We start from the raw sequence: 21,319 nt of genomic DNA on the forward strand, positions 1-21,319 counted from the left end.
TCGCCGTCATGTCCGCCCCCGCTTCGGCGTTCATCCGCGCCGCCTCCATGCCGTGGCCGCCATCCCGGCGAGCAGGGCCACGGCCGCGACCGCCACGTGCCGCCACATCGACGGCAGGTCCCTCGTCGTCACCACCGGGTCGGGCGGCAGGCCGTACACCTCGGGCTCGTCCAGCAGCAGGAAGAACGCGCCCGTCCCGCCCACGCCGTCGCCCGGGTCGTGGCCGTACAGCCGGGCCGAGGTGGTCCCGGCCGCGCGCACCTGCTCCAGGCGGCGCTCGGCCCGCTCGCGCAGCTCGTCGAGGTCGCCGAACTGGATGGAGTCCGTCGGGCACGTCTTGGCGCAGGCCGGCTCCTCCCCGGCGCCCAGCCGGTCGTAGCACAGCGTGCACTTGGCGGCCACGCCGTCGCTCTCCCGCTTGCCGATCACCCCGAACGGGCAGGCCGGCACGCAGTAGCCGCAGCCGTTGCAGACGTCCGGCTGCACCACGACCGTGCCGAACTCGGTGCGGAACAGCGACCCGGTCGGGCACACGTCCAGGCAGGCCGCGTGCGTGCAGTGCTTGCACACGTCGGAGGCCATCAGCCAGCGGAAGTCCATCTCGCCGACGCCCGGCTCCTGGTGTCCCAGCGGCTTGCGCTGCTCGACGAAGGCCACGTGCCGCCAGGTGTCGGCGCTCAGCTTCACGGTGTTGTCGTAGGACCAGCCGGTGAACTCCAGGCCGTCGTCGGGGACGTGGTTCCACTCCTTGCACGCCACCTCGCACGCCTTGCACCCGATGCAGATGCTGGTGTCGGTGAAGAAGCCCACCCTGCGGCTCTCGTCGAGCCGCTCGTCGAGGTCGAAGGCCACGGCTCACGCCTCCATTCCGGTGCCGGCGCCCACTCCGGCGCGCCGCTGGTAGGACCTGACCAGCTCGGGCAGCGCCGGCCCGCGCGGCCGCCGCCCCGGCCTGATGTCCGCCGACAGGGCCTTGACCTCCTGGATGTGCGAGTTGGGGTCCAGCGAGATCGCCGACAGCTCGTTGGCCGCGTCGCCCCTGGCCAGCCCGTTCGGGCCGAAGTGGAACGGCAGCCCGATCTGGTGCAGCACCCGGCCGTCCAGGTGCAGCGACGGCATCCGGTCGGTCACCAGCACCCTGGCCTCGATGGCGTTGCGCGCGGTGACGATCGTGGCCCAGTCGCCGTGCACCAGCCCCCGCTCGGCCGCCAGCGCGGGCGAGACCTCGCAGAACATCTCCGGCTGCAACTCCGACAGGTACGGCGTGAACCGGCTCATCCCGCCGGCCGTGAAGTGCTCGGTCAGCCGGTACGTCGTCACCACGTACGGGTAGACCGAGGCCCCCGGCTCGTCCCCGCTCGGCTGGTAGCGGTTGTCCGCGTGCTCGTAGACCTTGCGGGCCGGGTTGCGCTGCTGCCCGTACAGCGGGTTGGCCACCGGGGAGTCCTGCGGCTCGTAGTGCGTGGGCAGCGGCCCGTCCACCACCCCCGACGGCGCGTACAGCCAGCCCTTGCCGTCGGCCTGCATGATGAACGGGTCGATCCCCGACAGCGCCGCCTCGCCCTGCGCGTCTGGGTGCGGCCGGTAGCCGGGGCTCTTGCCGAGCTCGAAGTCGGGCACGTCGTGACCGGTCCACACGCCGGCCTCGGCGTCCCACCAGACCAGCCGCTTGCGCTCGCTCCACGGGCTGCCGTCGGGCCTGGCCGAGGCCCGGTTGTAGAGCACGCGCCGGTTGGCGGGCCAGGCCCAGCCCCACTCGGCGGCGATCCAGTCCTGCTCGGAGGCCGGTTTGCGGCGGGCGGCCTGGTTGACGCCGTCCTTGTAGACGCCGCAGTAGATCCAGCAGCCGCAGGCCGTGGAGCCGTCGGCCTTCAGCTCGTCGTAGCCGGACAGCGGCCGGCCGTGCGCGTCCCAGCCGTTGATCTCGGCCAGCACCGCCTCCCCCGACGGCTCGGCCGTCTCGCCGTGCACCGGGTAGTCCCAGGTGAGGTCGAGCACGGGCCGGTCCATCGGATCGTCCGACCCGGCCAGCTTCTCGCGGATGATGCGGCCCAGGTGGTACATGAACCACAGGTCGCTGCGGGCGTCGCCGGCCGGCTCGACGGCCTGGTGACGCCACTGCAGCAGCCGGTTGGTGTTGGTGAAGCTGCCGCTCTTCTCGGTGTGGCAGGCCGCCGGCAGGAAGAACACCTCCGTACGGATGTCGGCGGTGCGCAGCTCGCCCGTCTCGATCTCCGGGCCGTCCTTCCACCAGGTCGCGCTCTCGATCAGGTTGAGGTCGCGCACCACCAGCCAGTCGAGGTTGGCCATGCCCAGGCGCTGCATCCTGGCGTTGGCCGAGCCGACCGCCGGGTTCTCGCCGAGCAGCAGGTAGCCCTTGCACTCGCCGGCCAGCTGCGCCAGCACGGTGTCGTACGTGCTGTGCGAGCCCGTCAGCCGGGGCAGCCAGCCGAACCGGTAGTCGTTGTCCGGCTGCGCCGACTCGCCCCACCACGCCTTGAGCAGGCTGATCAGGAAGGCCGGCATGTTCGCCCAGAAGCCCTTGTGCGGCGCGTCGGCCAGCAGGAAGTCGCGCATCCGCTCATGCTCGTGCGCGTGCGGCATCGGGATGTAGCCGGGCAGCAGGTTGAACAGCGTCGGGATGTCGCTGGAGCCCTGGATGCTGGCGTGCCCGCGCAGCGCCTGGATGCCGCCGCCGGGCCGGCCGATGTTGCCCAGCAGCAACTGCAGGATGCTCGCCGCCCTGATGAACTGGGAGCCGTCGCTGTGCTGGGTCCAGCCCACCGCGTAGACGAACTCGGCCGTCTTGTCCGGCCCGGAGTTCTCCGTCAGGTGCCGGCACACCTCGGCGAACAGGCGCCGGGGCACCCCGCACACCCGCTCGACCATCTCCGGCGTGTAGCGGGCGTAGTGGCGGCGCAGCACCTGCAGCACGCAGCGGGGGTGGCGCAGCGTCTCGTCGCGCCGCGCCCGCCCGTCGAGCGGCGCGCCGGTGGCGCCGTGCACCTCCGTGCGGCCCGGCGGGTCGGTGCCGGCCACCCGCCGGTACTCGGTGTCGCGCGACCCCGAGGCGGCGACCGTGGTCATGCCCTCGTACTGCCAGGACTCCTGGTCGTACTCGCGGCAGCCGGGGTCGAAGCCGGAGAAGAGGCCGTCGAGGTCCTCGGCGTCGCGGTAGTCCTCGCGCAGGATCGTGGCCGCGTTGGTGTAGTTGAGCACGTACTCGTGGAAGTACAGCTCGTTCTCCAGCACGTGGCTGATGATCGCGCCGAGGAAGGCCACGTCGGAGCCGGCGCGGATGGGCACGTGCAGGTCGGCCAGCGCGCTGGTGCGGGTGAAGCGCGGGTCGACGTGGATGATCACCGCGCCGCGCGCCTTGGCCTCCATCACCCACTGGAAGCCCACCGGGTGCGCCTCGGCGAAGTTGGAGCCCTGGATGACCACGCAGTCGGAGTGCTGCAGGTCCTGCATGAACGTGGTGGCCCCGCCGCGCCCGAACGACGTGCCGAGCCCCACCACCGTCGAGCTGTGGCAGACGCGGGCCTGGTTCTCGACCTGCACCACGCCCAGCGCCGTCAGCAGCTTCTTGATGAGGTAGTTCTCCTCGTTGTCCAGCGTCGCGCCGCCCAGGCTGGCGATGCCCATGGTGCGGGCCGTGCGCAGGCCGCCCTGCTCCCACTGCCAGGTCTCGCGCCGGGTCTCGATGATCCGGTCGGCGATCATGTCCATGGCGGTGGCCAGGTCGATCGGCTGCCAGTCGGCCGCGCCCGGCGGCCGGTAGAGCGCCTGGTGCCGCCTGCCGGAGTCGGTGGTGAGCTGGAGGCTGGCCGCGCCCTTCGGGCACAGCCTGCCCCGGCTGATGGGGGAGTCGGGGTCGCCCTCGATCTGGACGACCTTCTCCTCCCGTACGTACACCTTCTGGGCGCAGCCCACGGCGCAGTACGGGCACACCGACTTCACCACCCGGTCGGCCGTGGCCGTGCGCGCCCGCCACGCCTCCGTCCTGGCCGACTTCGCCGCCGGGCCCCGCCCCGTACGGTCACCGCCGGTGAGCTGCCGCAGCAGCGGCCACCGCAGATCCATGACACCCCCCGATGTCCCCGGCACGAGTCCTGCCCGGCACCGGCCGGGGGAAACCGGCAGGTCAGAGGGGGGTCAGAAGACGCGGGAGGCGGCCTCGTCCCAGGCGGCGCGATCACCGGCCGGCTCGTAGCGGCGCAGCGGCTGGGAGGAGGCGACCAGCGCGCGCATCTCCTCCAGCCCGGAGACCAGCCCGGCCGCCCGCGCCTGCACCAGCACGTTGCCGAGCGCGGTCGCCTCGGCCGGCCCCGCCACCACCGGCAGCCCGCAGGCGTCGGCGGTGAACTGGCACAGCAGCTCGTTGCGCGACCCGCCGCCCACCAGGTGCACCACCTCGACGTCGCGCCCGGACAGCTCCATCGCCTGCCGCACGGCCAGCCGGTGGCCGAGCGCCAGGCTCTCCAGCACGCAGCGCACGAACGCGGCGGGGGAGGCGGGCGGGCGCTGCCCGGTGCGGCGGCACTCGGCGGCGATCCTGGCCGGCATGTCGCCCGGCGGCAGGAACACCGGCTCGTCGGGGTTGACCACGGCCGCGAACGGCCGCTCGCCGGCCGCGGCCGCCAGCAGCTCGCCCAGGTCGGAGCCGGGCCAGGCGCGCAGGCACTCCTGCAGCAGCCACAGGCCCATCACGTTGCGCAGGTAGCGGACGGTGCCGTCGATGCCGGCCTCGTTGGTGAAGTTGGCCGCGCGGCTCCCGGGCGTCAGCACCGGGCCGGGCAGCTCCACCCCGGCCAGCGACCAGGTGCCGCACGAGACGTAGGCGAAGGCGGGCCCGGCGGCGGGCACCGCGGCCACCGCCGAGGCCGTGTCGTGCGAGCCCACCGCCCTGACGGGGGCCGACCAGCCGATCTCCGCGGCCACGTCCCTGCGCAGGCCGCCGACCGCGTCGCCGGGCTGCCGCAGCGGCGGGAAGATGCCGGCGGGCAGCCCGAGCCGCTCGATCAGCGGTAAGGCCCACGACCGCGTGCGCACGTCGAGCAGGCCCGTCGTCGAGGCGTTGGTCACCTCGGCGCCGCGCTCGCCGGTCAGCCAGTAGCCGATCAGGTCGGGGATCAGCAACATCGTGGCCGCCCCGTCGAGCCGGTCGGCCAGCAGCTGGTAGATCGTGTTGAACGGCAGCACCTGCAGCCCGGACACGTCGTAGAGCGTCTCGGCCCCGACCGCCCCGGCCACCTGTTCGGCCACGCCGGCCGTGCGCTCGTCGCGGTAGTGCACCGGGTTGCCCAGCATCGCGCCCGACTCGTCGAGCAGCGCGTAGTCCACCGCCCACGAGTCGACGCCGATGGAGGAGACGGGGCCGGCCGCCCGCAGGCCCGCCAGGACCTCCCGGTAGAGGCCGAGGATGTCCCAGTAGAGGCGGCCGGCCACGCGCACCGGGCCGTTGGCGAAGCGGCGCGCCTCGGTCAGGCTCAGGCCGTCGGACAGGTCGGCCAGCATCACCCTCCCGCTGGAGGCCCCCAGGTCGACGGCGGCGAAACGGCGGCTCATTGTGTGGACTCCCTGGCGATGAGCTCCGGCTGGAACATGATGTGCTGGTGGGCGTGCGTGTCGGGGTTGTCGCACTCGTCCAGCAGCAGCTCGGTGGCGATGCGGCCGAGCTGGTACGTCGGCTGGCGCATCGAGCTGAGCGACACGGCCGAGGCGGCGGCGAAGTCGATGTCGTCGTAGCCCATCAGCGCCACGTCCTCGGGCACCCGCACCCCCGAGCGCAGCAGCGCGCGCAGCACGCCGAGCGCGAGCAGGTCGTTGGCGCAGAAGACGGCCTCGGGCAGCCCCTCGGCGATCAGCCCGGCCGCCGCCTGCTCGCCCGCGCGGGCGGTCATCGTCGCGGTCTCGGCCACCCTCAGCTCCTCGGGGTCGAGCCCGGCCGCCCGCATCGCCGCCTTGGCGCCCTCCCGCCGCTCCACGCACTGCCGGATCGTCAGCGGGCCCGTCACGTACGCCAGGCTGCGCGCGCCCCTGGCCAGCAGGTGCGCCACGGCGGCCCGGCCGCCCGCGACGTCGTCGACCGCGACCGCGCACTGGTCGGGCCGGTGCGCCGGATGGTCGACCAGCACCACGCTGATGCCGTGCCCGCGCAGCCGGTCGAGCCGGGCGGGGTCCTCGCCGGAGGGGGTGATGAGCACCCCGCGCACCCGGTGCTCGGCCAGCACCCGCAGGTTGCGCTCCTCCTTGTCCTGCGAGCCGGCCGAATTGCCCAGGATGACGGCGTAGCCCAGCTCGCTGGCGACGTCCTCGACCCCGGCGGCGACCTCGGTGAAGAACGGGTTGCCGATGTCGATCACGCTCAGGCCGATCGTCCTGCTGTGCCCGGCGCGCAGCGTCGAGGCCGAGCCGTGGCGCACGAAGCCCAGCTCGCTGATGGCCGCCTCCACGCGCTCCCGCGTCGCGGGGGCGACTTTGCCGGGCCGGTTCAGTACGTTGGAGACCGTGCCTGGGGAGACGCCGGCGTACGCGGCGACGTCCTTGATGCTGACCATGGCCATGGGCACAGATTAAAACGTACTAACGGAGAGTGCGCCAGTCGCGACACCGGTGGACACGCGGATGCGCGTTGACACCGCCGCGAAGGTCCCCCTAACGTCGCGCGCCGGAAGTAAAACGTTCTACACCGAGGAGCGCTCGTGATCCGGGCTGCCATCGTAGGAGCCGGCACCATCGCCGCGCACAGCCACGTGCCCGCGCTGCGGGCCCACCGCGACCGCGTCGAGCTGGTGGCCGTGGCCGACGTGGACCGGGCCAGGGCCGAGGCGCTGGCCGGCGGCGCGGCGGCCTACACCGACCTGGCGGAGCTGCTCGCGGCCGAGCGGCCCGACCTCGTGCTCGTCTGCACGCCGCCGCACCTGCACCTGGCGCAGGCGGTCGCCGCCCTGGAGTCGGGGGCGTGGGTGTGGTGCGAGAAGCCGGCCGCGCTCTCCCTGGCCGAGTACGACGCGATGTGCGCCGCCGAGGGGCCGGAGGGGCCGTACCTGTCGGTCGTCTACCAGCAGCGCTTCGGCTCGGGCGCCGGGCACCTGCGCGCGCTGGGCGGCGCGCTGGGCCGGCCGCTGCTGGCGCTGTGCCAGACGACCTGGCACCGCGGCGACGACTACTACGCCGTGCCCTACCGCGGCAAGTGGGCCACCGAGGGCGGCGGCACGACCGTGCTGCACGGCGTGCACCAGATGGACCTGATGCTCTCGGTCTTCGGCGACTGGGCCGAGATCAGGGCCATGGCGGGCCGCCTGGACCGGCCGATCGAGACCGAGGACGTGTCGCTGGCCATGGTCAGGTTCGACAACGGCGCGATGGCCTCGGTCGTCACCAGCGTGCTGTCGCCGCGCCAGGAGAGCTACCTGCGCTTCGACTTCGCCGACGCCACGGTGGAGCTGCGCCACCTGTACGGCTACGGCAACGCCGACTGGACCTCCACCTCCCCGCTGTGGAACCCGCCCGAGGACGTGCCCAGCAGCCACGCCACCCAGCTCGGCCTGCTGCTCGACGCCTACGACCGGGGCGAGCGCCCGCCGGCCTCCGGCGCGGACGGCAGGCGGGCCATGGAGTTCGTGACCGGCCTGTACGCCTCCGCCTTCACCGGCCGGCCGGTGCTCAGGAGCGAGCTCACCCCGGACCACCCCTTCTACCACCGGCTCGACGGCGGCGTTGAAACGTTCTTCAGCGCCACGCCGGGTTCATGACAGTTCAACCACGGCACCGTCGCGGGCCGCTCGCGCCCTCGGCGGAATCAGCTCCGCTGACCAGCGGGGACGTCCATCGGCGGCGACCGAGGTCTTGTGCGCCGGTGCACGGGAACGTTTTAATCCCCGTTGAACACAGGCGTCACAACCTGTGAGCGCTAACAGTCATTTCGAAAGGCAGGCTTCATGCCGGATGTCATCGCGTACGGCGGGGACTGGAATCCCGAGCAGTGGCCCGAGGAGACGTGGGAGCAGGACGTCGCGCTGATGCGCGAGGCCGGCGTCAACCGGGTCAGCGTCGGGATCTTCTCCTGGTCGCTGCTCGAACCCGTCGAAGGCGTCTTCGACTTCGGCTGGTTCGACCGGGTGATGGACCTGCTGGCCGGCAACGGGATCGGCGCCAACCTGGCCACCCCCACCGCCTCCCCGCCGCCCTGGTTCGCCACGGCCCACCCCGAGGCGCTGCCCGTGGACGCCGACGGCCGGCGCCTCCACCACGGCAGCAGGCAGGGCTTCTGCCCCAGCTCGCCGATCTACCGCGAGAAGGCGCTGCGCATCGCCGAGCAGGTGGCGCTGCGCTACCGGGACCATCCGGCGCTGGTCATGTGGCACGTGCACAACGAGTACGGCTGCCACAACGCCCGCTGCCACTGCGACACCTCGGCCGCGGCCTTCCGCACCTGGCTGCGCGCCCGCTACGGCACCCTGGACGCGCTCAACGACGCGTGGGGCACCGCGTTCTGGTCGCAGCGCTACAGCGACTGGGCGCAGATCCTGCCGCCCCGCGCCACCCCCAGCTTCACCAACCCGGGCCAGCAGCTCGACTTCCGCAGGTTCAGCTCCGACGCCCTGGTCGAGCTCTACACCGCCGAACGCGACCTGCTCAGGCGGCTCACCCCCGGCGTGCCCGCCACCACCAACCTCATGGCCGGCGCCCACTGGGACATGGACTGCCGGGCCTTCGCCGCCGAGGTGGACGTGATCTCCACCGACCACTACCTGATCGGCGCCCGCCCCGAGCCCCACATCGACCTGGCCTTCGCCGCCGACTACGCCCGCTCGCTGGGCGGCGGGCGCCCCTGGCTGCTCATGGAGCACTCCACCGGCGCGGTCAACTGGCAGCAGCCGCGCAACCTCGCCAAGACCCCCGGCGAGCTGCGCCGCAACTCGCTGTCCCATCTGGCCAGAGGCGCCGACGGGATCATGTTCTTCCAGTGGCGCCAGTCCAGGGCCGGCGCCGAGAAGTGGCACTCGGCGATGCTGCCGCACGCCGGCACCGACACCAAGATCTGGCGCGAGGTCGTCGCGCTCGGGGCGGAGCTGGCCGGGCTGGCCGGCGTGGCCGGCAGCACGGTGCGCGCCGACGTCGCCCTGCTCGTCGACCACTCCAGCGTCTGGGCCCAGGACCACCCCGCCCAGCCCACGTCCGAGCTGGACCCGGTGGAGGAGGCCAAGCGCTGGCACGCCGCGCTCTGGCGGGCCGGCGTCACCTGCGACGTGGCACACCCCGAGGACGACCTGACCGGCTACCGCCTGGTCGTGGTGCCCCAGCTCTACCTGGTGAGCGACGCGGGCGCGGCCAACGTGGAGGACTTCGCCCGGCGCGGCGGGGTGGTGGTCGTGGGGCCGTACAGCGGGATCGTGGACGAGCACGACCGGGTGCGGCTGGGCGGCTACCCCGGCGCCTGGCGAGACCTGCTCGGCGTCACGGTGGAGGAGTTCTTCCCGCTGGCGGGGCCGATCCGGCTGGCCTCGGGCACGACGGCCGGCGTGTGGAGCGAGCAGGCGCGGGCCACGACGGCGAAGGTGCTCGACACGTACGAGGGCGGCGAGCCCGCCTGGACCCGCAACCAGTACGGCGACGGCACCGCCCACTACCTGACCACCAGGCTCGACGACGCGGCGCTGGCCGAGGTCCTCGCCACGGCCTGCCGCGAGGCGCGGGTCGAGCCGCCGGCGCGCAGCGTGCCGGGCGTGGAGGTGGTGCGGCGCTCGCACGCCGACGGCCGCTCGTTCCTGTTCGCGATCAACCACACGGACGCGGACGCGCCGGTCACGACCGCCACGGGCGAGACCGTCACCGTCCCCGCCGGCGACGCCGTGGTCATCCCCGGCTGACCCCGGCCGATCCCGGCCCCGCGCGGACCAGCGCGGGGCCGGGGGATTAAGCCGGGGGATTAAGCCGGGGGATTAAAACGTGTCACCCCCCGATCCGGGGCCCCACCCCCGGATCGGGGGCGGGTGACGCATTGACAGTGGGCATCGGGAATCATAGTTTCCTGCACGAGAGATTAAAACGTTTTTGAAAGGAGTGTCGGTGCAACGCGTCTGCTTCCTGCTGAAAGTCCGCCCGGAACGGCTGGCGGAATACCGCGAACGCCACCGCGACGTCTGGCCGGAGATGCGAGAGGCGCTGTCGCGCACCGGCTGGCACAACTACTCGCTCTTCCTCAGGGACGACGGCCTCCTCGTGGGCTATCTGGAGACCGACGACTTCGAGGCGGCGCAGCGGGCCATGGCCGAGACCGAGGTCAACGCCCGCTGGCAGGCCGAGATGGCGCCGTTCTTCGAGGGCCTCGACGGCCGCCCCGACGAGGGCATGACACCGCTGACCGAAGTGTTCCACCTGGACTGATCGGGGAGTAATGACTGACATCAAGGCCGCGCTGCGAACCCAGCGCATCGAGACGCCGTCCTGGGCCTACGGCAACAGCGGCACCCGGTTCAAGGTCTTCGCCCAGCAGGGCGTGCCGCGCGACCCGTACGAGAAGCTGGCCGACGCCGCCCAGGTGCACGCCCACACCGGCATCGCGCCCACGGTCGCCCTGCACATCCCGTGGGACAAGGTGGACGACTACGCCGACCTGGCCCGCCACGCCCGCGAGCTGGGCGTGGGGATCGGCGCGATCAACTCCAACGTCTTCCAGGACGACGACTACAAGCTGGGCAGCGTCACTCACCCGGACGCGCGGGTGCGCCGCAAGGCCACCGACCACCTGCTCGAGTGCGTGGACATCATGGACGCCACCGGCTCCGACACCCTCAAGCTCTGGTTCTCCGACGGCATCAACTACCCCGGCCAGGACGACCTCAGGGCCCGCCAGGACCGCCTGGCCGAGTCGCTGGCCGAGGTCTACGACCGCCTGGGCGAGGGCCAGCGCTTCCTGCTGGAGTACAAGCTGTTCGAGCCCGCCTTCTACGCCACCGACGTGCCCGACTGGGGCACCGCCTACGCCCACTGTGTCAAGCTCGGCCCCAAGGCGCAGGTCGTCGTGGACACCGGCCACCACGCGCCGGGCACCAACATCGAGTTCATCGTCGCCTTCCTGCTGCGCGAGGGCAAGCTCGGCGGCTTCGACTTCAACTCCCGCTTCTACGCCGACGACGACCTGATGGTGGGCGCGGCGGACCCGTTCCAGCTCTTCCGCATCATGTACGAGGTCATCAGGGGCGGCGGCTTCACCGACGAGGTCGCGTTCATGCTCGACCAGTGCCACAACATCGAGCCCAAGATCCCGGGCCAGATCCGCTCGGTCATGAACGTGCAGGAGGCCACCGCCAAGGCGCTGCTCGTCGACCGCGACGCCCTGGCCGCCGCGCAGGCCGCGGGCGACGTGCTGGGCGCCAACGCCGTCCTCATGGACGCCTACAACACCGACGTGCGGCCGCTGCTCGCCGAGCTGCGCGAGGAGATGGGCCTGGCGCCCGACCCGATGGCCGCCTACGCCACGTCCGGATACTTCGAGAAGATCGCCGCCGAGCGCGTCGGCGGCAACCAGGCCGGCTGGGGGGCCTGAACCATCATGTCCAACTCCATGTCCGACTCCATGTCCCACGACGCCTCCACGATCGTCAACGAACTGCTCGACCGCTCCCACCGCCTGGGCGCCGACCCGCGCAACACCAACTACGCGGGCGGCAACACCTCGGCCAAGGGCGCCGCGCCCGACCCCGTCACCGGTGAGGAGGTGGAGCTGCTCTGGGTCAAGGGCTCGGGCGGCGACCTCGGCACGCTGAAGGAGCAGGGCCTGGCCGTGCTGCGCCTCGACCGGCTGCGCGCGCTCAAGAACGTCTACCCGGGCGTGGAGCGCGAGGACGAGATGGTCGCGGCCTTCGACTACTGCCTGCACGGCAAGGGCGGCGCCGCCCCGTCCATCGACACCGCCATGCACGGCTTGGTCGAGGCCGCGCACGTCGACCACCTGCACCCCGACGCCGGCATCGCGCTGGCCACCGCCGCCGACGGCGAGGAGCTGACCCGCCGCGTCTTCGGCGACCGCGTGGTGTGGGTGCCGTGGCGGCGGCCCGGCTTCCAGCTCGGCCTGGACATCGCCGCCATCAAGGAGGCGAACCCGCAGGCCATCGGCTGCATCCTGGGCGGCCACGGCATCACCGCGTGGGGCGCGACCTCCGAGGAGTGCGAGGCCCGCTCGCTGGAGATCATCCGCACCGCCGAGGCGTACCTGGCCGAGCACGGCCGCCCCGACCCGTTCGGCGCGGTGATCCACGACACCCTGCCGGAGACCGAGCGGCACGAGCGCGCCGCCGCGCTCTTCCCGATCATCCGCGGCCTGGCCTCCACCGACGTTCGCGTGGTCGGTCACTACACCGACACCCCCGAGGTGCTGGACTTCCTCTCGCGCGCCGAGCACCCCAGGCTCGCCGCGCTGGGCACCTCCTGCCCCGACCACTTCCTGCGCACCAAGGTCGCGCCGCTGGTGCTGGATCTGCCGCCGGACGCCCCGCTGGAGCGGGCCGCCGAGCGGCTGCGCGAGCTGCACGCCGCCTACCGGGCCGACTACACCGCCTACTACGAGCGGCACGCCGGCCCCGACTCGCCGCCCATGCGCGGCGCGGACCCGGCGATCGTGCTGGTGCCCGGCGTCGGCATGTTCTCCTTCGGCAAGGACAAGCAGACCGCGCGGGTGGCCGGCGAGTTCTACGTCAACGCCATCAACGTCATGCGCGGCGCGGAGTCCGTCTCCACCTACGCCCCCATCCCCGAGTCGGAGAAGTTCCGCATCGAGTACTGGGAGCTGGAGGAGGCCAAGCTCCGCCGCATGCCCAGGCCCAAGCCCCTGGCCACCAGGATCGCGCTGGTGACCGGCGGCGGCTCGGGCATCGGCGCGGCCACCGCGCGCCGGCTGGCCGCCGAGGGCGCGTGCGTGATCGTGGCCGACCGCGACCTCGGCGCGGCGGAGAAGGTGGCCGCCGAGATCGGCGCGAACGCCTACCGCGTCTCCGACGTCGCCGTGGCGGTCGGGGTGGACGTCACCTCGGAGGAGCAGATCGTCGCGGCGGTGCGCGCGGGCGTGCTCGCCTTCGGCGGCGTCGACCTGGTCGTCAACAACGCCGGGCTGTCGCTGTCGCGCGCGCTCCTGGAGACCACGGTGGCCGACTGGGACCTGCAGCACGACGTCATGGCGCGCGGCTCGTTCCTGGTCTCCCGCGAGACGGCCCGGGTCATGATCGACCAGGGCATGGGCGGCGACGTCATCTACATCTCCTCCAAGAACGCCGTCTTCGCCGGCCCCAACAACGTCGCCTACGGCGCCGCCAAGGCCGACCAGGCCCACCAGGTGCGCCTGCTGGCGGCCGAGCTGGGCGGCCACGGCATCCGGGTGAACGGCATCAACCCCGACGGCGTCGTCCGCGGCTCCGGCATCTTCGCCTCCGGCTGGGGCGCCAACCGCGCCGCCGTGTACGGGGTGGAGGAGGAGCGGCTCGGCGAGTTCTACGCCCAGCGCACCCTGCTCAAGCGCGAGGTCCTGCCCGAGCACGTGGCCAACGCCGTCTTCGCCCTCACCGGCGGCGACCTCACCCACACCACGGGCCTGCACATCCCCGTGGACGCCGGCGTGGCCGCCGCGTTCCTCCGCTAGGGACGCGGCGCCGCCGGCCCGGCACCACCCCGGCCGCCGTGACCAGGACCCCTCCGGCCACGGCGGCCCTCGCCATTCCCCGGCCCCGCCCCGCCTCGGCTCCGCGCTCCTGCCTCGGCTCCGCCTCCCGCGCCGGGAGCGCGCTCTCCGCGCGCCCGGAGCGGCCCCGTCCCCGCGGTCCGGGTGTCCTACCCGCGTGTACGCGCCGCCGATTCGGACAAGAACATCGTGATGGCCCCTGTCCCGACGTCACCGTCTCCGGAGCGCCCGCGCAGGTGACAAGTCTCACGATGCGGGCATCCGGCCCGTCGCGGCTTGCATGTACATCCTCTAGAGTGCATTATCTTCACAAGCAAGGTCATGAGTGATGATGCATAATCATGCAGCAGGAGGGGTCGAATTGAGGGCAGCGGTCGCGGGGGCCAGCGGCTACGCGGGAGGGGAGCTGCTCCGCCTCCTCCTCGGCCACCCCGAGTTCGAGATCGGCGCGCTCACCGCCGCCGCCAGCGCCGGCAGCCCGCTCGGCGCCCACCAGCCCCACCTGCCGCAACTGGCCGGCCGCCTGATCGAGGACACCACCGCCGACACGCTCGCCGGCCACGACGTCGTCTTCCTGGCCCTGCCGCACGGCCACTCCGCCGCCGTCGCCGCCCAGCTCGGCGAGGAGACGATCGTGGTCGACTGCGGCGCCGACCACCGGCTCTCCGACCCGGCCGCCTGGCAGGAGTTCTACGGCGGCGAGCACGCCGGCACCTGGCCCTACGGCCTGCCCGAGCTGCCCGGCCAGCGCGAGATCCTCAGGAGCGCCAAGCGCATCGCCGTCCCCGGCTGCTACCCGACCTCGGTGCTGCTCGCGCTGACGCCCGCCTTCGCCGCCGGGCTCGCCGGGCCCGACGTGGTCGTGGTGGCCGCCAGCGGCACCAGCGGCGCCGGCAAGTCGCTCAAGCCCAGCCTGCTCGGCAGCGAGGTCATGGGCTCGGCCAGCGCGTACGGCGTGGGCGGCGTCCACCGGCACACCCCCGAGATGGAGCAGGGCCTGTCGGCCGTGGCGGGCACGCCGGTGCGCGTGTCGTTCACCCCGACCCTGGCCCCCATGAGCCGCGGCATCCTGGCCACCTGCACCGCCCCCGCCGCCCCCGGCCTCACCAAGGAGGCGCTGCGCACGGCGTACGAGCTGGCGCTGAAGGACGAGCCGTTCGTGCGGCTCCTGCCCGAGGGCGTCTGGCCCGCCACCTCCATGACCTACGGCGCCAACACCGCGGCGCTGCAGGTGACGCTCGACGAGCGCGCGGGCCGCGTGGTCGCCGTCATCGCCATCGACAACCTCACCAAGGGCACGGCCGGGGGCGCCCTGCAGAGCGTGAACCTCGCCCTCGGCCTGCAGGAAGAGCTCGGCCTCCCCATGACAGGAGTCGCACCATGAGTGTTACAGCCCCCCTGGGCTTCCGGGCCGCGGGCGTCGCCGCCGGGATCAAATCCGGCGGCGCCCGCGACCTGGCCCTCGTCGTCAACGACGGGCCCTGCCGCGCCGCCGCGGGCGTCTTCACCGCCAACCGCGTGAAGGCCGCGCCGGTGCTGTGGTCGCAGCAGGTCCTGGCGGGCGGGCGGCTGCGGGCGGTCGTGCTGAACTCCGGCGGCGCCAACGCCTGCACGGGCCCGGAGGGCTTCCAGGACACCCACGCCACCGCCGAGAAGGTCGCCGAGGCGCTGCAGGACTCCGCGGGCGAGGTCGCGGTCTGCTCCACCGGCCTGATCGGCGAGCGGCTGCCGATGGAGGCGCTGCTGTCCGGCGTCGAGACCGCCGCGGGCCAGCTCTCCCGCGACGGCGGCCTGGCCGCCGCCGACGCCATCCGGACCACCGACACCGTCTCCAAGATCTCCTTCAAGCGCGGCACCGGCTACATGGTCGGCGGGATGGCCAAGGGCGCCGGCATGCTCGCCCCGGCCCTGGCCACCATGCTCTGCGTGATCACCACCGACGCCGACCTGACCAGCGAGGAGCTCGACGCCACCCTGCGCAGGGCCACGTCCAGGACGTTCGACCGGCTCGACACCGACGGCTGCATGTCCACCAACGACACCGTGCTGCTGCTCGCCAGCGGCGCCGCCGGGGTCAAGCCCGACCTGGCCGAGTTCGAGCAGCGGGTCACCGAGGTCTGCGCCGACCTGGCCAGGCAGCTCCTGGTGGACGCCGAGGGCGCCTCCAAGGCCATCGCCATCGAGGTGGTCGGCGCGGCCTCCGAGGACGACGCGGTCAAGGTCGGCCGCTCCGTGGCCCGTTCCAACCTGCTCAAGTGCGCCATCCACGGCGAGGACCCGAACTGGGGCCGCGTGCTGGCCGCCGTCGGCACCACCGACGCGGAGTTCGAGCCCGACCGCCTCAACGTCGCCATCAACGGCATCTGGATCTGCCGCGGCGGCGCCGTGGGCGACGACCGCTCCAAGGTGGACATGCGCCCCCGCGACGTGACGATCACCATCGACCTGTCGGCCGGCCCGCACACCGCCACGGTGCACACGACCGACCTGACGGCCGACTACGTCCACGAGAACTCGGCGTACTCCTCATGAGGCGCACCGCCGCGCAGACCAAGGCCGGCACCCTGATCGAGGCGCTGCCCTGGCTGACCCGCTTCGCCGGCGCGACCGTCGTCATCAAGTACGGCGGCAACGCCATGATCGAGGAGTCCCTCAAGGAGGGCTTCGCCGAGGACGTCGTCTTCCTGCAGCACGCGGGCCTGCGCCCGGTCGTCGTGCACGGCGGCGGCCCGCAGATCAGCAGCGCCCTGGACAGGCTCGGCATCGAGTCCACCTTCGCCGCCGGCCTGCGGGTCACCACGCCCGAGGCCATGCAGGTCGTCAGGATGGTGCTCACCGGCCAGGTCAACCGCGACATCGTCGGCCTGATCAACCGGCACGGCCCGTTCGCCGTCGGCATGTCCGGCGAGGACGCCCACCTGTTCACCGCCGTGCGCAAGCACGCCGTCGTGGACGGCCGGCCGGTGGACATCGGCCAGGTCGGCGAGATCATCAAGGTCGACCCCGGCGCGGTGCACGCCCTGATCGCCGACGGCCGCATCCCGGTGATCTCCAGCGTCGCCAGGGGCGACGACGGCGAGATCTACAACGTCAACGCCGACACCGCCGCCGCCGCGCTGGCCGTGGCGCTGCAGGCGCAGAAACTGATCGTCCTGACCGACGTCGAGGGCCTGTACGCCAACTGGCCCGACGACACCGACGTGATCGACGAGCTCACCGCCGACGAGCTCGCGGCCCTGATGCCCACACTGTCCAGCGGGATGGTCCCGAAGATGGAGGCGTGCCTGTCGGCCGTCCAGGGCGGGGTCCCCCGGGCCCACGTCCTCGACGGGCGGGTGCCGCACGCCCTGCTGCTGGAGATCTTCACCAATGAAGGAATCGGAACGATGGTGATGCCCTCATGAGCCTGTACGAAAGGTTCGACAACGCCTTCATGCCCAACTACGGCGTCCCCCCGGTCGCCCTGGCACGAGGCGAGGGCACCCGCGTGTGGGACGTCGAGGGCAGGCAGTACCTCGACTTCATCGCCGGCATCGCGACCAGCTCGCTCGGCCACGCCCACCCCGCCCTGGTCGAGGCGGTCTCCCGGCAGGTGGCCACCATCGCGCACACCAGCAACCTGTTCCTGCACGAGCCCGAGGTGCTGCTCGCGGAGAAGCTCCTGTCGCTGCTCGACGCCCCCGCCCGGGTCTTCTTCGCCAACTCCGGCACCGAGGCCAACGAGGCCGCCTACAAGCTGGCGCTCAAGTACGGCCGGCGCGAGGGCCGCTCCTACTTCGTGGCCGCCGAGAACGGCTTCCACGGCCGCACCATCGGCGCCCTGTCCCTGACGGGCAAGAAGTCCATCCGCGACCAGTTCGGACCGTTCCCGGTCCCGGTCCGCTTCGTCCCGTACGGCGACGCCGACGCGCTCAAGGAGGCCGTCACCGACGACTGCATCGCGGTCTTCCTGGAGCCCACCCAGGGCGAGGCCGGCGTGGTGCCGCCGCCCGAGGGCTACTTCGAGGCGGCCCGCGTGATCTGCGACGCGACCGGCGCGCTGCTGGTGGCCGACGAGATCCAGTCGGCGATCGGCCGCAGCGGCCACTGGTTCGCCCACCAGGCCGACGGCGTCACCCCCGACATCGTCACCCTGGCCAAGGGCCTGGGCGGCGGCCTGCCGATCGGCGCCTGCGTCGGGTTCGGCGAGGCCGGCACGCTGTTCGAGAAGGGCGACCACGGCTCGACGTTCGGCGGCAACCCGGTCTCGTGCGCCGCGGCGCTGGCCGTGCTCGACACCGTCGACCTCGACCACGTGCGCTCCGTCGCCGCCCGGCTGCGCGGCGGCCTGGAGGGCGTCGGCCACCCGCTGCTCAAGGGCGTGCGCGGCCGCGGCCTCTGGCTGGCCGCGGTGCTGTCCGAGCCGCGCGCGGCCCAGGTCCAGCAGGCCGCCGCGAACGCCGGCTTCCTGGTCAACGCCGTGCAACCCGACGCGATCCGCATCGCGCCACCGCTGATCGTCACCCCCGACGAGGTGGACGCCCTCGTGACCGCGTTCCCCACGATCCTGGAGGAGGCGGCCAAGTGAACGGCGGCCAAGTGAACATCGAGCACAACCCCGCGAAGGTCAGGCACTTCCTGCGCGACGACGACCTGAGCCCCGCCGAGCAGGCGGAGGTCCTCGACCTGGCCGCCGCCATGAAGAAGGACCGGTTCGGCTGGCGCCCCTTCGAGGGCCCGCAGAGCGTCGCCGTCCTGTTCGACAAGCCGTCCGCCAGGACCCGCGTCTCCTTCCACGCCGGCATCGGCGAGCTGGGCGGCCTGCCGCTCATCGTGGACAACGTCTCGGTCCTCATGGGCCGCGGCGAGCCGGCCGCCGACATCGCCAGGGTCTTCGACCGGCAGGTGGCCGCCATCGTCTGGCGCACCTCCGGGCAGGAGCGCATCGACGAGATGGCCGCCCATTCCCGGGTGCCGGTCGTCAACGCGCTCACCGACGAGTTCCACCCCTGCCAGATCCTCGCCGACCTGCAGACCATCAGAGAGAGGCTGGGCCGCACCGCCGGGCTCACGCTCACCTACCTGGGCGACGGCGCCAACAACATGGCCCACTCCTACCTGCTCGGCGGCGCCACGGCCGGCATGCACGTGCGCATCGCCGCCCCGGCCGGCTACCAGCCCGACGCGCTCGTCCTCGACCGCGCCGCCGCCATCGCCGCAGGCACCGGCGGCTCGGTCGCCACGCTGTCCGACCCCGCGGCCGCCGCCGAGGGCGCCCACGTGATCGCCACGGACACGTGGGTCTCGATGGGCCAGGACGGCAAGGACGAGCGGGTGGCCGCGCTCATGCCGTACCAGGTGAACGCCGAGCTGCTCGCGCACGCCGCGCCCGACGCGATCGTGCTGCACTGCCTGCCCGCCTACCGCGACTACGAGATCACCGCCGACGTGCTCGAAGGGCCGCGCAGCGTGGTGTGGGACCAGGCGGAGAACCGGCTGCACGCGCAGAAGGCCCTCCTGCACTGGCTAGTGTCGGCGGCATGACGATCCCGATGACCAAGGCCGCGCGGCAGGCCAAGATCACCGACCTGCTGCAGCGGAAGGCCGTGCGCTCCCAGCCCGAGCTGGCCAAGCTGCTCGCCGAGAGCGGCGTCGAGGTCACCCAGGCCACGCTCTCGCGCGACCTCGACGAGCTCGGCGCGCTCAAGCTGCGCGCCGACGACGGCTCCCTCGTCTACGCGCTGCCCGGCGAGGGCGGCGGCAGGATCCCGCTGACCCGGCTGGGCACCGGCGAGACCCCCGCCGCCCGCCTGCACCGCATCGCGGAGGAGCTGCTGGTCAGCGCCGAGGCCTCGGCCAACCTGGTCATCGTACGCACACCGCCCGGCGCGGCCCAGTTCCTGGCCTCCGCCATCGACCACGCCGACTGGGAGACCATCCTCGGCACGGTCGCGGGTGACGACACCATCCTCGTCATCAGCCGCGACCCCGCGGGCGGGCAGGCCCTCGCGCAGGCACTGCTCAAGGCCGCCGACCGGCGCGCCTAGCGCACTTTTGGAGATCATGAAATGCCCGACAGGGCAGTCCCCGCCTGTTCAGGCGGCCCGGACACCTTTGACCAGGCGCAGGCCAAGGGCTTCGTCCAGCTCTTCTCCCTGCCCGCTAAGATCGCGGCCGCACGGGACGCGAAGAGAGGCTGAGTTGCACTATGGTCGCGGGGGAAACGGAGGAGATGACGGTGAGTGAAGGCAAGCCGATGCGGCTGTGGGGCGGACGCTTCGAGAGCGGCCCGTCCGACGCGCTGGCCCGGCTGTCGGTGAGCGTGCACTTCGACTGGCGGCTGGTGCCGTACGACCTGGCGGCGTCCAGGGCGCACGCCCGCGTGCTGCACAGGGCGGGGCTGCTGAGCGACGAGGAGCTCGAGCGCATGATCGGCGCGCTCGACGACCTGGAGCGGGCCTGCAAGGAGGGCGAGTTCCGGCCGACGGTCGCTGACGAGGACGTGCACACCGCGCTGGAGCGCGGCCTGCTGGAGCGGCTCGGCTCGCTCGGCGGCAAGCTGCGCGCCGGCCGCTCGCGTAACGACCAGATCGCCACCGACCTGCGCCTCTACCTGCGCGACCACGCCCGCTCGGTCGTCTCGCGCCTGGTCGAGCTGGAGACGGCGCTGATGGCCCAGGCCGCCACCCACGCCGACACGGCCGCGCCCGGCATGACGCACCTGCAGCACGCCCAGCCGGTCTCGTTCGGCCACCAGCTCCTGGCGCACGTCCACGCCTTCAGCCGCGACATCGACCGGATCATCGACTGGGACAAGCGCGCCGCCATCTCCCCGCTCGGCGCCGGCGCCCTGGCGGGCTCCTCGCTGCCGCTCGACCCGCAGGCCGTGGCCGAGGAGCTGGGCTTCTCCGCCGCCGCGCCCAACTCGATGGACGCCGTCGCCGACCGCGACTTCGCCGCCGAGTTCCTGTTCGACGCGGCCATGATCGGCGTGCACCTGTCGCGGCTGGGCGAGGAGATCGTCCTGTGGGCCTCGCAGGAGTTCCGCTGGATCGAGATGGACGACGCCTACTCCACCGGCTCGTCGATCATGCCCCAGAAGAAGAACCCCGACGTGGCCGAGCTGGCGCGCGGCAAGTCGGGGCGGCTGATCGGCAACCTGATGTCGCTGCTGACCACGCTCAAGGGCCTGCCGCTGACCTACAACCGCGACCTCCAGGAGGACAAGGAGCCGGTCTTCGACGCGGTCGACACGCTCCTGCTGGTCCTGCCCGCGATGGCCGGCCTGGTCGCGACCATGCGGGTCAACACCGCGCGCATGGAGGCCTCGGCCCCCGACGGCTACGCGCTGGCCACCGACCTGGCCGAGCTGCTCGTGCGGCGCGGGGTGCCGTTCCGCGAGGCGCACGAGGCCGTCGGCCACCTGGTGGTGTGGTGCCAGGTCAACGACAAGGACCTCGGCGAGCTGACCGACGACGAGCTGGTCAAGGTCTCGCCGCACCTGACGCCCGACGTCCGCGACGTGCTCAGCGTGCCGGGCGCGCTGGCCGCGCGCAAGGCCCACGGCGGCACCGCCCCCGACCGCGTCCGCGACCAGCTCGTCGCGCTGCGGGAGGCGGTCGACGCGCAGGCGGCCTGGGCGGCCGGGAGCTGAGCTCCGCC

At 72.7% G+C, this 21,319-nt stretch carries 16 protein-coding genes; 12 read left to right on the top strand and 4 right to left on the bottom strand.

What is annotated here, in order from left to right; all coding sequences use genetic code 11:
• Positions 1 to 30: 30 nt before the first annotated feature.
• The 4 genes from IO39_RS14995 to IO39_RS15010 all read right to left on the bottom strand — a co-directional run bounded on the left by IO39_RS14995 (position 31) and on the right by IO39_RS15010 (position 6,566).
• On the bottom strand, positions 31 to 852 hold the full coding sequence (locus tag IO39_RS14995; RefSeq protein ID WP_043622195.1) for a 4Fe-4S dicluster domain-containing protein: 822 nt from the start codon (positions 850 to 852) through the stop codon (positions 31 to 33).
• A gap of 3 nt (positions 853 to 855) precedes the next feature.
• Positions 856 to 4,083, bottom strand: coding sequence for a formate dehydrogenase (gene fdh, locus IO39_RS15000; protein ID WP_043622198.1), 3,228 nt, complete (start codon positions 4,081 to 4,083; stop codon positions 856 to 858).
• A gap of 72 nt (positions 4,084 to 4,155) precedes the next feature.
• On the bottom strand, positions 4,156 to 5,568 hold the full coding sequence (locus IO39_RS15005) for a rhamnulokinase (protein ID WP_043622202.1): 1,413 nt from the start codon (positions 5,566 to 5,568) through the stop codon (positions 4,156 to 4,158).
• Entirely contained in the window at positions 5,565 to 6,566 is a 1,002-nt protein-coding gene (locus IO39_RS15010; RefSeq protein ID WP_043622332.1) for a LacI family DNA-binding transcriptional regulator, read from the bottom strand. Before IO39_RS15010 ends, IO39_RS15005 begins: the two co-directional genes overlap by 4 nt.
• A gap of 138 nt (positions 6,567 to 6,704) precedes the next feature.
• Between IO39_RS15010 and IO39_RS15015 the strand changes: the two genes are divergently transcribed.
• The 12 genes from IO39_RS15015 (at position 6,705) to argH (ending at position 21,311) form a co-directional block, all read left to right on the top strand.
• A complete protein-coding gene (locus IO39_RS15015; RefSeq protein ID WP_052422905.1) occupies positions 6,705 to 7,757 on the top strand; it encodes a Gfo/Idh/MocA family oxidoreductase in 1,053 nt (350 codons plus the stop codon).
• A 186-nt stretch (positions 7,758 to 7,943) separates the two neighbouring features.
• Positions 7,944 to 9,875 (top strand): beta-galactosidase, encoded by a 1,932-nt coding sequence (locus tag IO39_RS15020; protein ID WP_043622206.1) that lies wholly within the window; start codon positions 7,944 to 7,946, stop codon positions 9,873 to 9,875.
• A 199-nt stretch (positions 9,876 to 10,074) separates the two neighbouring features.
• Entirely contained in the window at positions 10,075 to 10,392 is a 318-nt protein-coding gene (locus IO39_RS15025) for an L-rhamnose mutarotase (RefSeq protein ID WP_043622337.1), read from the top strand.
• 10 nt (positions 10,393 to 10,402) lie between these two features.
• Positions 10,403 to 11,554: an L-rhamnose isomerase gene (gene rhaI / locus IO39_RS15030; RefSeq protein ID WP_043622209.1), complete on the top strand. Its 1,152-nt coding sequence runs from the start codon at positions 10,403 to 10,405 to the stop codon at positions 11,552 to 11,554.
• 18 nt (positions 11,555 to 11,572) lie between these two features.
• Positions 11,573 to 13,639 (top strand): bifunctional aldolase/short-chain dehydrogenase, encoded by a 2,067-nt coding sequence (locus IO39_RS15035; RefSeq protein ID WP_245641978.1) that lies wholly within the window; start codon positions 11,573 to 11,575, stop codon positions 13,637 to 13,639.
• 370 nt (positions 13,640 to 14,009) lie between these two features.
• A complete protein-coding gene (gene argC, locus IO39_RS15040; RefSeq protein WP_043622342.1) occupies positions 14,010 to 15,062 on the top strand; it encodes an N-acetyl-gamma-glutamyl-phosphate reductase in 1,053 nt (350 codons plus the stop codon).
• Positions 15,059 to 16,210, top strand: a complete 1,152-nt coding sequence (gene argJ / locus IO39_RS15045; protein WP_043622211.1) for a bifunctional glutamate N-acetyltransferase/amino-acid acetyltransferase ArgJ — start codon at positions 15,059 to 15,061, stop codon at positions 16,208 to 16,210. Before argC ends, argJ begins: the two co-directional genes overlap by 4 nt.
• A complete protein-coding gene (gene argB / locus IO39_RS15050; protein WP_043622213.1) occupies positions 16,207 to 17,082 on the top strand; it encodes an acetylglutamate kinase in 876 nt (291 codons plus the stop codon). Before argJ ends, argB begins: the two co-directional genes overlap by 4 nt.
• Positions 17,079 to 18,245: an acetylornithine transaminase gene (locus IO39_RS15055; RefSeq protein ID WP_043622216.1), complete on the top strand. Its 1,167-nt coding sequence runs from the start codon at positions 17,079 to 17,081 to the stop codon at positions 18,243 to 18,245. The genes argB and IO39_RS15055 overlap by 4 nt, the downstream gene beginning before the upstream one ends.
• Complete coding sequence (gene argF / locus IO39_RS15060; protein WP_245641979.1) at positions 18,242 to 19,201, top strand: ornithine carbamoyltransferase; 960 nt, start codon at positions 18,242 to 18,244, stop codon at positions 19,199 to 19,201. Before IO39_RS15055 ends, argF begins: the two co-directional genes overlap by 4 nt.
• Positions 19,198 to 19,704: an arginine repressor gene (locus IO39_RS15065; RefSeq protein WP_157548339.1), complete on the top strand. Its 507-nt coding sequence runs from the start codon at positions 19,198 to 19,200 to the stop codon at positions 19,702 to 19,704. The genes argF and IO39_RS15065 overlap by 4 nt, the downstream gene beginning before the upstream one ends.
• Before the next feature lie 185 nt (positions 19,705 to 19,889).
• Entirely contained in the window at positions 19,890 to 21,311 is a 1,422-nt protein-coding gene (gene argH, locus IO39_RS15070) for an argininosuccinate lyase (protein ID WP_043622218.1), read from the top strand.
• Positions 21,312 to 21,319 lie beyond the last annotated feature (8 nt).

This window comes from Nonomuraea candida (assembly GCF_000725485.1).
Lineage (GTDB): Bacteria > Actinomycetota > Actinomycetes > Streptosporangiales > Streptosporangiaceae > Nonomuraea > Nonomuraea candida.

Bases quoted from the DNA above. Each gene is read 5' to 3' on its own strand.
- IO39_RS15035 (WP_245641978.1), top strand. From the start codon at position 11,573: ATGTCCGACTCCATGTCCCACGACGCCTCCACGATCGTCAACGAACTG.
- rhaI (WP_043622209.1), top strand. From the start codon at position 10,403: ATGACTGACATCAAGGCCGCGCTGCGAACCCAGCGCATCGAGACGCCG.
- IO39_RS15010 (WP_043622332.1), bottom strand. From the start codon at position 6,566: ATGGCCATGGTCAGCATCAAGGACGTCGCCGCGTACGCCGGCGTCTCC.
- argH (WP_043622218.1), top strand. From the start codon at position 19,890: ATGACGGTGAGTGAAGGCAAGCCGATGCGGCTGTGGGGCGGACGCTTC.
- IO39_RS15055 (WP_043622216.1), top strand. From the start codon at position 17,079: ATGAGCCTGTACGAAAGGTTCGACAACGCCTTCATGCCCAACTACGGC.
- IO39_RS15005 (WP_043622202.1), bottom strand. From the start codon at position 5,568: ATGAGCCGCCGTTTCGCCGCCGTCGACCTGGGGGCCTCCAGCGGGAGG.
- argC (WP_043622342.1), top strand. From the start codon at position 14,010: ATGCATAATCATGCAGCAGGAGGGGTCGAATTGAGGGCAGCGGTCGCG.
- IO39_RS15065 (WP_157548339.1), top strand. From the start codon at position 19,198: ATGACGATCCCGATGACCAAGGCCGCGCGGCAGGCCAAGATCACCGAC.
- IO39_RS15020 (WP_043622206.1), top strand. From the start codon at position 7,944: ATGCCGGATGTCATCGCGTACGGCGGGGACTGGAATCCCGAGCAGTGG.
- fdh (WP_043622198.1), bottom strand. From the start codon at position 4,083: ATGGATCTGCGGTGGCCGCTGCTGCGGCAGCTCACCGGCGGTGACCGT.
- argJ (WP_043622211.1), top strand. From the start codon at position 15,059: ATGAGTGTTACAGCCCCCCTGGGCTTCCGGGCCGCGGGCGTCGCCGCC.
- argB (WP_043622213.1), top strand. From the start codon at position 16,207: ATGAGGCGCACCGCCGCGCAGACCAAGGCCGGCACCCTGATCGAGGCG.